The 11,783-nt window shown below is 68.5% G+C and carries 12 protein-coding genes and 5 pseudogenes; 13 read left to right on the top strand and 4 right to left on the bottom strand.

Translation table 11 applies throughout. The features are described 5' to 3' along the window. A pseudogene (locus tag ACFYXB_RS44310) lies at window positions 1-124 on the top strand (integrase); the annotation flags it as partial. A 169-nt stretch (window positions 125-293) separates the two neighbouring features. Here the strand turns inward: ACFYXB_RS44310 and ACFYXB_RS44315 are convergent. After that, window positions 294-908 (bottom strand): TetR/AcrR family transcriptional regulator, encoded by a 615-nt coding sequence (locus ACFYXB_RS44315; RefSeq protein WP_389591077.1) that lies wholly within the window; start codon window positions 906-908, stop codon window positions 294-296. Window positions 909-1,019: 111 nt separating this feature from the next. On the opposite strand from ACFYXB_RS44315, the gene ACFYXB_RS44320 reads away from it, so the two are divergent. Then, entirely contained in the window at window positions 1,020-1,193 is a 174-nt protein-coding gene (locus ACFYXB_RS44320) for a hypothetical protein (RefSeq protein WP_389591078.1), read from the top strand. 147 nt (window positions 1,194-1,340) lie between these two features. On the opposite strand, the gene ACFYXB_RS44325 is transcribed toward ACFYXB_RS44320, so the two are convergent. Beyond that, a complete protein-coding gene (locus ACFYXB_RS44325; protein ID WP_351364322.1) occupies window positions 1,341-1,475 on the bottom strand; it encodes a hypothetical protein in 135 nt (44 codons plus the stop codon). Window positions 1,476-1,809: 334 nt separating this feature from the next. Here ACFYXB_RS44325 and ACFYXB_RS44330 point away from each other — a divergent pair, with 334 nt between their 5' ends. From ACFYXB_RS44330 to ACFYXB_RS44370, 9 genes and pseudogenes are all read left to right on the top strand, one after another. Further along, window positions 1,810-2,262 (top strand): hypothetical protein, encoded by a 453-nt coding sequence (locus ACFYXB_RS44330; RefSeq protein ID WP_388508923.1) that lies wholly within the window; start codon window positions 1,810-1,812, stop codon window positions 2,260-2,262. A 44-nt stretch (window positions 2,263-2,306) separates the two neighbouring features. Beyond that, window positions 2,307-2,969 carry a hypothetical protein gene (locus ACFYXB_RS44335; RefSeq protein WP_389591080.1) on the top strand — a complete coding sequence of 221 codons (663 nt, stop codon included), beginning with the start codon at window positions 2,307-2,309 and terminating at the stop codon, window positions 2,967-2,969. A 5-nt stretch (window positions 2,970-2,974) separates the two neighbouring features. Then, window positions 2,975-3,565 (top strand): DedA family protein, encoded by a 591-nt coding sequence (locus tag ACFYXB_RS44340; protein ID WP_389591082.1) that lies wholly within the window; start codon window positions 2,975-2,977, stop codon window positions 3,563-3,565. Further along, window positions 3,562-3,798: pseudogene (locus tag ACFYXB_RS44345) on the top strand (IS6 family transposase); the annotation flags it as partial. The gene ACFYXB_RS44340 and the pseudogene ACFYXB_RS44345, both read left to right, overlap by 4 nt. A gap of 208 nt (window positions 3,799-4,006) precedes the next feature. Continuing rightward, window positions 4,007-5,194: a CE1758 family FMN-dependent luciferase-like monooxygenase gene (locus tag ACFYXB_RS44350; protein WP_389591083.1), complete on the top strand. Its 1,188-nt coding sequence runs from the start codon at window positions 4,007-4,009 to the stop codon at window positions 5,192-5,194. Continuing rightward, complete coding sequence (locus ACFYXB_RS44355; RefSeq protein WP_389591084.1) at window positions 5,194-5,676, top strand: MarR family winged helix-turn-helix transcriptional regulator; 483 nt, start codon at window positions 5,194-5,196, stop codon at window positions 5,674-5,676. The genes ACFYXB_RS44350 and ACFYXB_RS44355 overlap by 1 nt, the downstream gene beginning before the upstream one ends. Then, on the top strand, window positions 5,673-6,401 hold the full coding sequence (locus ACFYXB_RS44360; protein ID WP_389591086.1) for a CE1759 family FMN reductase: 729 nt from the start codon (window positions 5,673-5,675) through the stop codon (window positions 6,399-6,401). The genes ACFYXB_RS44355 and ACFYXB_RS44360 overlap by 4 nt, the downstream gene beginning before the upstream one ends. Next, a complete protein-coding gene (locus tag ACFYXB_RS44365; RefSeq protein ID WP_389591087.1) occupies window positions 6,391-7,596 on the top strand; it encodes a flavin-containing monooxygenase in 1,206 nt (401 codons plus the stop codon). Before ACFYXB_RS44360 ends, ACFYXB_RS44365 begins: the two co-directional genes overlap by 11 nt. After that, window positions 7,593-8,729, top strand: coding sequence for an LLM class flavin-dependent oxidoreductase (locus tag ACFYXB_RS44370; RefSeq protein WP_388508938.1), 1,137 nt, complete (start codon window positions 7,593-7,595; stop codon window positions 8,727-8,729). Before ACFYXB_RS44365 ends, ACFYXB_RS44370 begins: the two co-directional genes overlap by 4 nt. Window positions 8,730-8,936: 207 nt before the next feature. Here ACFYXB_RS44370 and ACFYXB_RS44375 read toward each other — a convergent pair. Beyond that, window positions 8,937-9,399, bottom strand: a pseudogene (locus ACFYXB_RS44375) (integrase); the annotation flags it as partial. Window positions 9,400-9,699: 300 nt separating this feature from the next. Then, window positions 9,700-10,266, bottom strand: a complete 567-nt coding sequence (locus ACFYXB_RS44380; protein ID WP_389591088.1) for an MEKHLA domain-containing protein — start codon at window positions 10,264-10,266, stop codon at window positions 9,700-9,702. Window positions 10,267-10,534: 268 nt separating this feature from the next. Here ACFYXB_RS44380 and ACFYXB_RS44385 point away from each other — a divergent pair. Both ACFYXB_RS44385 and ACFYXB_RS44390 read left to right on the top strand, forming a co-directional pair. Then, a pseudogene (locus tag ACFYXB_RS44385) lies at window positions 10,535-11,089 on the top strand (response regulator); the annotation flags it as partial. A 186-nt stretch (window positions 11,090-11,275) separates the two neighbouring features. Then, window positions 11,276-11,783, top strand: a pseudogene (locus tag ACFYXB_RS44390) (transposase family protein); the annotation flags it as partial.

The raw sequence follows: 11,783 nt of genomic DNA on the forward strand, positions 1-11,783 counted from the left end.
TTGATCTGGAACCAGCGGCATCTGCTCCACGTCCTGCGCGAGTTCGAGCGCTTCTACAACGGACACCGGCCTCACCAGGGCATCGCAAACGCCCGACCGCTACGCCCGCTGCCCACGCCCATCGGCTCGGCGGCATCCTGCATGAGTATCAACATGCGGCATGACCAGCATGGACGGGGTTTCCGGCACCCGCAGGACCATGCGCTGGAAGGCGCCTCTCAACGCCTTCCAGATCGCCTTCGAAGGCCAACTGGCCCCGGCCAGCAACTGAACCTCAACAACCAAGATCAGCGTTAAATTGACACACCCAGGAGCTGATCGAGGCCGGTCTTGATCTGCTCCCGGGTTGCTCCCCTTTCGGTTTTGAGGTGGTGGAGCAGGCTCGGCGTGAACGGTGCGAGGAGCAGGTGGGCGAGGAGGGCCGCGTCGGCCTCGGGTCGCAGTTGGCGCAGGAGCATGGACACGTGCAGGTGGATGGCGAGATACGGGCCGCTGTTGTAACGCGCGACGGGTGACGCGGCCTCCGCGGCAGACATCAGGGTCTGCTGGTCGCCGATGTAGTCGGCGTAGGCGTGGAGGAAGGCGCGCAGCCGGTCGGCGGGCGGCGCGCCGGGCCCGAGCGGGGCGGGGCCGGTGAGGAATTCCGCCTGGAACTGCCGTTCGCGGTCGTCGAGCAGTGCCAACAGCAGGTGTGCGACATCGCCGAAGCGGCGGTAGACCGTGCCCACGCCGATGCCGGCGGCCTGGGCCACGGCGTTCATGGTGACGGCGTCGGGCCCGCGCTCGGCCAGGAGCCGTGCGGCCGCGTCGAGGATCTTCTCCCGGTTGCGTGCGGCGTCCGCGCGCTCGGTCGGGGGCTGCCCGGTGACTGCCAGTTCGATGCGGCCTGGGCCGCGCTTGTCTCCCATCCCTCGGAGGTTACCGAACCCCCTTGCTAATCGGATAGTCATCCGGTTAGCTTTCCCCACGGAACAACCGGATAGAAATCCGCTTACCTCTACCTGGGAAGGGGCCTCGTCATGAGCGCCATGGCCGCTGTCATCTCCTACTCCTCGATCGGAAACGTGCACCAGCTCGCCAAGGCCGTCGCTGAGGGCAGCGAGGCAACCGGCCGCCACCGCGGGCCGCTGGCCAAGGACGACCGCATCGAGCAGGCCCCGCACGGCCGCCATCGCCGCACCAATTTCAGATAAGGAGTGCGGCAAGAGAGCTCACCTGCCCGCCGCTGTTGTGAACACCGAGCGGGTGAGGCGTGTCCAGGCTGCTGCTCCTGCTGGCGTGGTGCCTGACGCATGGCTGCCCCTCAGGGTCAGAATTCGGTGCCGCTGTGGGTGCCGGTATCACGGGGGTTCGTGGATCAGTCCGGTCTCGGCGATGAAGCCGTCGAGGAGGCCCGGGCGGCACGGAATCCGTTTGAGCTTCGTCTTGACCATCGCCAGGAGCCCGTCCGTGTCGCACGGGACAAGGGTGCGCACCTGGCTCTTGAGGCGGGCCCGGATGCCCCCGGCAGGATTCGGTTCGGGTCCGCACCTGGGCAGCTGAGGATCGTCAACCACGCCTTCCGGGTCTCGAGGACGGCACGCATCGCCCGGCTGAGGTGGCACCGGTCCTGCTCCCGGACGAACACGATCTCCTCATCGAGCCGGGCGTGCCCGGCATCCGGCAGAGGGGCCGGCTGCCGGAACCCCAAGCCCTTGGCCTCGCCGGGCCGGGACGTCGCAGCCCGGCGTGGCCCCTGGACCGCCGGCCTGGCCTATCCCCCGGTTTGCAATCGCCGGGCCCCGCTTCGAAATTGAAAGAGACACCCCTGTGATCACGGCTCCCCCCGCGGCTCCTGCCGCGCCCTGCGGCCGCCCGGCCGATGGGCGGCGTGCCCTGCAGGTCGTCCAGGCCGACACCACCCGCCTCGAGGTGTACGCCGAGCACCCCGACCCCTACCCGCACGCCCCGGACATCGTCGCCGACGCATCCTGCCCGGACACCGCCGCGACGATCGCCGGGCGTCTGCTGCGCACGGTCCTGCCCCAACTCGACGCCGAAGCCGATGAGATCACCGCCCGCACACGCGGTTGGAGCCAGGTCACCAAGCACCACCTGACCGACCTGTTGGGGCTGGGATTCGGGCATTGCACGGTGGAGCATGAGGCCAGGGACGTCGTGCCGTTGTGGGTGGCGGCTGTGACGCATCGCCTCGATGTCTCCGCCGGCCCGGTTGGGTCCGGCAGCCATGGCTCTGTCCTTGATTTCGGGCGGGCTCGGTGAACTCTTCCGGTGTCCATCGCATCCGACGCCCGCGGGGAGATACGGTGTGGCGGATCCTGCGGCGCGTAGGGACGGGTGCGGCGGCGACCGCGCTCATTCATGCGGCCCTCCTGGGGGTGACCGCAGGTGACGAGTCCTATGTCGACCTCGGCTGGACAGGCACGGCGCCCGTACTGGCCCGGATCCATGCCGTGGCCCCTTGGCCCTTGATGGCGCTGACCTTGCTCTGGCTGGCCCACCGGCACCATGCGGTCTATGTGCGCGGCGCCATCGCGTTGCTGCTGTCCGGCGCGGCCGGGCTGGCCGCGTCCGTCTCACTGCGGGGTCTGCCGGTGCACGAGGGCCTCGTCCGTGATTGCCTGGCGCTGCCCGGTGTGCTTACAGGCTGGTACGTGCTGATGGCCCTGGCGGTGGTCGCCTGCATCTCGGCGATCCGGGCACGCATCGCCGTGATGGTGATCGCGCTGTCCGCGGTCGCGGTGGCGGTGCTGACTGCCGATCACCACGTGCTCGGCGCCGTGTGGGCTGCGGGTGTGCCGCTTATGGCGTGGTACGCCGCAGGGCGCATCCAGCGGCAATGGGCACGGAGTCGCGGGGCTGCGGACGCCTGGGAACCGCAGGGGGATGCGGTTCCGTTCCGGCCTCGTGCCGAGGTGCCGGAACAACGGACCGCCCCCCATTCCGTACCGCTGCGGCAGACGGTCTGACGGCCATGCACGTCGATGGCCTGATCGAGGCGGCCGGATGGTGGTCGTATGTGCTCGTCTTCGCCGTGACGGCCGGCGAGACCGGCGCTTTCATCGGTCTGCTGGTCCCCGGTGAGACGATCATTCTCCTCGCGTCCGCGATCGCGGGCCGCGGTGATCTGAATGCCGTGGTACTTGCCGCTGCGGTCGTGGCGGGGGGCATGGCCGGTGACAATCTCGGCTATGCGCTGGTGTACGCGGCGCCCGAGCGCGCGGGCAGGCCGGTTCCGGCCCGGCCGCCGGACCGGGCGGACCCACGCCTTCCTGATGCGCTACGGCGGGGCGGCGGTGTTCACAGGACGGTTCATCGGTTTCGTACGAACCTTCCTGTCTCCGCCGCCGGGGCGTCCAACATGCCGCACCGCCGCTTCTTCCTCTACAGCACCGCCGCGTCGTTGGTCTGGGGCGTGGGCAACGTGCTCCTCGGCTACTTCGCGGGCACGGCCGCCACCGAGTTCCTGCACTCGGTCGGTCTGATCACCGCTGCCGCGCTCGCCGCCGCAGCCGTGGCGGACGGAGTCGTGAACGCCCGGGGTTCCTCGCAAGAATCATGCTGAACGACCGGGCGGAGAACAGCCACCAGCCCACCAGGCAGCGTGAATGTGCGATGAAGGGCTTCCGCAGCGTCGACGCGGCCCAGCGGTTCTTGTCCGCGTTCAGCGGAATCTCACCCCACTTCCGGCCCCGCCGCCACCGGATGACCGCACACCACTACCGAGCCGAGATGACCATCCGCTTCGAGATCTGGGAGCAGATCACCGGCACCACCGGTCTGTCCACCACGGCCTGAGCACAGCCATCGAACCCGGCTCCACCACACCCCGACACACCGTCAGACACCACCACACCCAACAACGTGACAACGCCGGCCGTCGGCGTCCGAGTCGTCGTACGGGCTATGACGGGGATCACAACGCCGCTGGTCGACCCAGGGGAATACATGCTCAGTCATGTTGTTTGATTTGCATGCGAAGTCATGTATTAGCAGGGAGCGCAGCATGCAGTTCGGCATCTTCGGGGTCGGTGACATCTCGCCCGACCCGACCACGGGACACACCCAGAGCGAGGCGGAGCGGATCGGCAACCTGATCAAGATCGCCCGGCGGGCCGACGAGGTGGGCCTCGATGTCTTCGCGCTGGGCGAGCACCACAATCCACCGTTCGTGATGTCCTCGCCGCCGGCGCTGCTCGCCCACATCGCGGCGCTGACGGAGCGGGTCATCCTGAGCACCGCGGTGACCCTGATCACGACTAATGACCCAGTGAAGATCGCCGAGGACTACGCGATGGTGCAGCACGTCGCCAAGGGGCGGCTGGACCTGATGCTCGGCCGCGGGAACACCGTGCCGGTATATCCGTGGTTCGGCAAGGACATCCGCCAGGGCGTCCCCCTTGCCCTGGAGAACTACAACCTGCTCCACCGACTGTGGCGCGAGGACGTGGTCGACTGGGAAGGACAGTTCCGCACCCCGCTGCAGGGCTTCACCTCCACCCCGCGCCCGCTGGACGACGTCCCGCCGTTCGTGTGGCACGGCTCGATCCGCAGCCCTGAGACCGCCGAACAGGCGGCGTACTACGGCAACGGGTTCTTCGCCAACCACATCCTGGCCCCGAACTTCCACTTCAAGCCGATCGTCGAACTCTACCGGCGACGGTATGAGCACTACGGCCACGGCACCGCCGAGCAGGCCATCGTCGGACTGGGCGGCCAGGCGTTCGTCGCCAAGCGCTCCCAGGACGCGGTCAACACCTATCGGCCCTACTTCGAGAACTATCCGGTCTTCCGCGGCTCGAAGCTGGAGGACTACATGGCGGGCACGCCGCTGACCGTCGGCAGCCCGCAGGAAGTGATCGAGAAGGTCCTCACCTTCCAGGAGGGCTTCGGGGACTACCAGCGCCAACTCTTCAACGTCGACGCCCTCGGCCTGCCAGTCAACATGGCGTTGGAGCAGGTCGAACTGCTGGGCACCGAGGTGGTGCCGGTGCTGCGCAAGGAGATGGCGGCCCGCCGTAAGCCCGGTGTCCCGGACGCTCCGACGCACGCTTCCCTGGTCAAGGCGAAGTACGGCGACGCCGAGCCGCGTCAGCCGCGCCCGAACCCGAACCGAGGCGACAACCTGTCGGGCACCTCGCCGTACCAGGACAGCGACCCGGCCGTCGAAGCCAGCTTCCCGGCGGCGTTCTGATGACCGGCGTCAGCCGACTGGCGAACGAGGCCTGGGAGGCGATGTTCCGGGCCCAGGCGACCCTCGCGCGAGAGTTCGAATACGAGGGCGACTGGGGTGGCTTTCCGCCGCGCGAGTACGGCGTGCTCTACGCGCTGGCCGGAGCGAGGGACGGCTTGCGGATCACCGACCTGATCGACGACGCCCTGCTCACCCAGGCGGGGGTGTCCCGGCTCGTCGCCCGCCTGGAGAAGCGGGGGCTCGTCGAACGGCGGCCCGATCCCGACGACGCCCGCGCCTGCCGCATCGTTCTCACCGCCGAAGGCCGTGAAGTGCAACGGCGCCTCGGCCGCGCACACGCTCGGCATGTCACGACCGCGATGACCCGGGCCCTGACCCGCGAGCAACTGGAGACGCTGCGCGAGCTCGGCCGCGCACTGGTCGCCGCGGCCCCGGCCACTGCCACCCACCACACGAAAGCACCCGCGAGGGACACCGCATGAACGACCTCACCCCCGCCGCGACCTCGGTGACGATCGCCGTCGTCAACGCCGGCGTCAGCGATCCGTCCTCGACCCGGCTGCTCGCCGACCGCATAGCCCAGAAGACGGTCGACACCCTCGGGGCGTCAGGCACGACAGCCACCGTGCGCTCACTCGATCTCGGTCCTCTCGCCACGGACATCGCGCAGAGCATCGTCTCCGGCATGCTGAACCCGAAGGTGCAGTCGGCCATGGAGCTGCTCGCCCGGGCCGACGCGGTCATCGCCGCCACACCGGTTTACAAGGCGGGGATCAGTGGCCTGTTCAAGTCGTTCGCCGACCTGATCGACAACGACCTGCTCATCGCCAAACCGGTCGTCCTCGCCGCGACGGGCCAAAGCGCACGACACGCCATGGTCGTCGACGACCAGCTCCGGCCGCTGTTCGGGTTCCTGCGCACCATCCCGGTGCCCACCTCCCTGTACGCCGCACCCGAGGACTGGGCGTCGACCGACCTCGGCAAGCGCATCGCCCGAGCCGCACAAGAGGTCTCCGTCATGCTGCGCAGCGGAGCCGGTCGGCAGATCGCCGACAGCAACTGGACTGGCTACGACCACCAGTTCGGCGGCAACGCCACACGAGCGCAACGGTCCCTGGACGACGTCGACTTCACCACCGACCTCATGCGACTCGCCACCGGCGGAAGCGCACGCCCTCAAGGTGGTGACCGGGCCGGTGTACGTTGACGCACCCGCCCCGGAAAGGGGACAGGCGGGATACGAGCGAGCAGGCCGACGCGCGACGGTGGTGGTCATAGGAGGCGGACAGTCGGGGCTCTCGGCCGGCTACCACCTCAAGCGGCGCGGCTTCGCCAGCGCCCTGACCGGCCCGGTCGGCTCCGACAACGACCGGACCTTCGTGGTACTCGATGCCGAACCGGCGGCCGGCGGGGCGTGGCGGCACCGCTGGGAGTCGCTGCGGATGGGGACCGTGAACGGCATCTTCGACCTGCCTGACTTCCCGCAACCACCCGTCGACCCCGACGAGCCCAGTCGTACAGCGGTGCCGCGCTATTTCGCCGCCTTCGAGCAGGCGACCGACGTGCCCATCCTGCGTCCGGTGACCGTCACCTGCGTACGGACCGTGGACGACCGGCCCGACGGAGAGCTGGTAGTGCAGTCCAGCGCGGGGACGTGGACCACCCGGGCGGTCATCAACGCCACCGGCACCTGGACCAACCCCGTCCGCCCCCACTACCCGGGACAGGAGACCTTCACCGGCATCCAGGTGCACACCCATGACTACGTCTCGGCCGACCGGTTCGCCGGCCTGCGGGTCGCCGTAGTCGGCGGCGGCATCTCGGCACTCCAGCAACTGGAGGAGATCTCACGGGTGGCCACCACGTTCTGGTACACGCGTCGCGAACCCGTTTTCCGCGAGGGCGAGTTCGAGCGCGAGGTCGCCGGCCGTGAGATCGTCGCCAAGGTCGCCGCCGACGTCGAAGCGGGCAGGCCCACCGGCAGCGTCGTCTCCTACACCGACCTGGCCTGGACTCCGTACGCGTTGGCGGCGAAGGAGCGCGGGGTCCTGAGGCGTCGTCCCATGTTCACCGCCATCGAACCCGACGGCGTCCGCGAAGCGGACGGTTCGTTCACGGCTGTCGACGCCATCCTGTGGGCCACGGGTTTCAAGGCCGCCCTGGCGCACCTGGAGCCTCTGGGGCTGCGCAACGAGCTCGGCGGGATCACCATGCGCGGCACCCAGGTGGCCGGCGAACCACGCGTGCACCTGGTCGGCTTCGGACCGTCCCAGTCCACCGTCGGCTCCAACCGCGCCGGCCGCCAGGCGGTCAACAGCCTGCTGCGGCAGTGGAAGGCCACCGCACTGTCCCTTGTCGGCCCGACGGGCACGTCCAGCGAAGAATGGGAGGTCCACTCATGAAGTTCCAAGTCCTCGACATCCTGCCGAACCTCAAGAACCCCGTGACCGGGCGCGAGATCCGCCCCGACGAGCGGTACTCCCAGGCGCTGACCTCCGCGCGCTACGCCGAGCAGTTCGGCTTCGACGCGGTCGGGCTGGGCGAACGGCACGCCGGTGCCTTCCTCTCCAGCGGCGTCACGGTCCTGCTCGGTGCGATCGCCGCGACCACCAGCCGGGTCCGGATCCAGACGGGCGTCACGGTCCTGTCGATCCACGACCCGCTGCGCGTCGCCGAAGACTACGCCACGGTCGACCAGCTCTCCCGCGGCCGGCTCGAGCTCGTCATCGGCAAGGGCAACGAAATGCGCCAGCTGCCGATGTTCGGTATCGAGAACGGCGACCAGTGGGACGCGCTGGCGGAGAAGTACGAGCTGCTGCGCCGACTGTGGCGCGAGGAGAAGGTCACCTGGGAGGGCCTCTTCCGCGGACCGCTGAACGAGGTCACCAGCCTGCCGCGCCCCTTCGCCGGCGCCCCTCGGGTATGGCACGGGTCGGCGACCACGCTGACCTCGGCGAGCCTCGCGGCGAAGTGGGGCGACCCGCTCTTCTCCGCCAACGCCATCCAGCCCCGCGACAAGTACACCCTACTCATCGATCACTACCGCACGGAGTACGTCCGGCACGGGCACGACCCCCGGTTCGCCTACGTCGGCGCAGGGGCCGGCTTCCTCTACCTGGCCGACACGACCCAGGAGGCGAAAAAGGCCTTCGGGCCGACGTACGAGCAGATCGTGGCGTACTTCAACCAGCCCGGGAACCACACGCCCGGCAACGAGATGACGTTCGCGACCATCGACGACGCCATCGAGCGCGGCCCCGTCCTGGTCGGGTCACCGCAGCAGATCGCCGAGAAGATCCTCTGGTTCCACGAGGCGTTCGGACACGATCTTCAGTCCTTCAGCCTCCCGACGGTGATCCCGCACGAGCAGCAGCTCGCCATGCTCGAACGGTTCGCGAGCGAGGTCATACCGGTGGTCCGCAAGGCTGCCCCGACGACTCTGTGGAGCGACGAGGACCCCTACGGCGGTCGCCCCGCCGTCCACGGCCGGACCGTCCCCGATGCCGCCACGAAGATCGACCGGGCGCAGCGCTGATCGCACGGGAGCGTGCATCGACCCCACCAGGGCATCACGAACGCCCGCCCGCTACACCTGTGCCGCTCGAAAATACGATTCGGCGCTGTGAGCTGCGGCGAGGCCGTTCGGTCAGGCGATTCTCTGGTACTGGTTGATCAGGCCACCGAGGAGGGGTTGTCGCCGGATTCGGTGGGCCTGGAGGTCGGTGGCGGTGGCCGGGGTGGGTGGCTCGGCGTGGTTCGGGGCGGGATCGATGCCGGTGGCGTGCAGAATCTGCCAGACCGTGGACGGGGCGATCGGGTAGCCGAGGCGGGCGAGCTCGCCTTGTATGCGCCGGTGGCCCCAGGCGCTGTTCTCCCGCGCCAGACGCAGGATGAGCTGCTTGACGGTGGATGCGGTGGACGGCCGGCCCGGGCGGCGGTGCCGGGAAAATGTCCACGTCCGGGCGACCAGTCGCCGGTGCCAGGCCAGCAACGTCGCGGGCGTGACCGCGAAGGCCTGGCGCCACCGCGCGCGGGACCAGCCGGGAGAGGACGGCGAGCCAGATCCGGTCGGCGGGCTCGTAGCGGACCCGGACGATCTGACGGCGCAGCACCGCGTTCTCGTGCCGCAGCACCAACACCTCCGCATCCTTGGCCACGCGGCTGCGCAGGATGCCAGCGGGCACCGTGACGATGGACAGCAGCATCGAAGGATCATCCCAGGCGCCGTGGAGGCCATCGCCCCGCGCGGAGAAGCTGCAGGCCAGACCCGGAATCGTATTTCCGAGCGGGACACGGTCTGGTGCTCGGCGAGGGCCCGGGGGCGGTCCGGCGGTGGCGGGCACCACTCGATCCCGATCGTCGGATCGCATGCGATCCAGCCTCGTCACTGCCGTCAGCCGATCAATTTGCGCGCAATGGAAAGCCCCCGGCTGACGGTGCCGGCGTCCATCTCGTCCGCTCGCGCCGCCGTCAGCTCAGCCAGACAAGCGGAGAACGACAGTTGCTCACGCCTCCCGGACGTCCGTCCACGACCGGAACACAGCCGCCTGGCCATGGCAAGTACCCTCGGCGTCCACGAGGTTCCACATCGTGACGTCCTCTATCCAGAATCTGCGGCCGGATTTGGCGATCCTCAAGCCCCGGTAGCCGGAGGCGTACCCCCGCTCGGCCACGGATCGCACGAAAGCTTCCCGGTCGACCTGTGCGTCCGGGGCCGCGGACAGCCGGGACGGAAGCCGCACGAACTCCTCCCAGCCGTATTCGAAGCATCTCTGAGCCGTTCTGTTCGCATAGACGAAGACCGGATCGGCGCTCGCGTTGTGTGCGAGCAGCCCGAAAGGGGCGCCTTCGTACAGCCAACGGGCCGCCTCTCCCGTAGACGAAGGCCCCGAGGAACACAAGGGGCCGCCCGTCAGGCGCCGGTGGCTGGACAGGAGAAGGTCCGCGAAGGACACCGAATCAGGCAGGTCTTCCGTGCCGTCGTAAAACAGCGCGCTCATCGTGTGCACCTCTCGTTGCCTGTGGGTGCCGACAATCCTGTCACCTACGCTGAGCTGCGACTTGAGGGTCACGATGTGATCACGTCGAAAGCGCTCGTGAGCCCGTCGGTACACGCTGGGGAGTCGTGACGTTCCGTCTGGTCTACCGATTCGGCTGCCTGCTGCTCGGCTGGCTGCGCCTGCTGGCGCGGTCCTCCACGGCCGAGGACGTCGAGATACTGGTGCTCTGGCACCAGCTGGCCATCCTGCAGCGCAGCAACCCCAGGCCCGCCTTCAGCCGCGGGGACCGCGCGGTGCTCGCAGGAGGAGCGCCCGTAGGGAATCTCACCCGAGACCGGATCTGCTCCAAGGAGAGATCCACGTCCACAGCCAACTCGGACGCGGCTCGACGTTCACCCTGTACCTGCCGCTCACCCCGAGCGAACCAGACCCGCCGAACCAGCCCGGCCAACTGCCTCAAACGCTGCAGTCACAGACTGATGTTCAGTTCGACGACCAAAGGCTGCTGATCGTCGACGACGACATCCGCAACACGTTCGCCGTCACCAGCGTCCTCGAACGGTACGGCTTGAGCGTGCTGCTCGCCGAGAACGGTCGCGAGGCCATCGAGGTCCTCGAACAGCACGACAACATTTCGGGCGTCCTGATGGACATCATGATGCCCGAAATGGACGGATACAAAGCGACCGAAGCTATCCGGTCCATGCCCAAGCACGCCGAACTGCCGATCATCATGCTGACCGCGAGGGCCATGCCGGAAGACCGCGAAAAGGCCCAGGCCGCCGGCGCCTCGGACTACCTCACCAAGCCAGTAGCACCCGATGTCCTGCTGGCCACCCTGCACAAATGGATCACGAAAGCCGATGCCGCAGGCCACCACAAACCCGTGACATAACCCAAGCGTGAACAGGGCAGAATGCTCATCCCCTCGGGGGACTGACGCAGCAGCAGTACCAAGATCGTCCCGCGCCTCGTGCCCGCAGTGGCTGGTGGGCGTATCGACTCAACGGCTCTGTCAGGCCACCAAGCGCTATCGGCTGACGGGATCGAAGCCATGGGCAGTTACATATCTGGCTGGCGGCGCGACCACCGACTCGTTCCGACGGCCTATCGCTACTTCCACGAAGGGCTGACTGTGTTCGCCGACCACGCCCCGGACCTGTCCACCTCACTGGAGCGCGCGGCCGTGGCCGGCTGTACACACCTCAACCTCGACGGCACCGTCATCCGTACCGATCGCGTCACTGCCCCGGCCCGAACAAGGCCGACCTGTGGTGGTCGGGCAAGCACAAGCACCACGGCAGCAACGTCCAGGTCATTTCCGCACCCGACGGCTGGCCGCTCTGGGGCTCGCCTGTCTGGCCCGGTCGCGAGCACGACACCACCTGCGCCCGTACCCACGGCCTGATCGCTGCCCTGAACCGGCTCGCCGACACCCTCGACATCCCCACCCTGACCGGCCTCGGCTACCAGAACGCCGGGGCCGGCCTCCGTCACCCGGTCAAAAAACCCAAGGGCGGCGAACTCACCGACGACGCCAAGGCGTTCAACTCCGTCATCCGAGGCGTCCACGGCGTGGCCGAACGCGC

The sequence above is a fragment of the Streptomyces sp. NPDC002619 genome, from assembly GCF_042889305.1.
Lineage (GTDB): Bacteria > Actinomycetota > Actinomycetes > Streptomycetales > Streptomycetaceae > Streptomyces.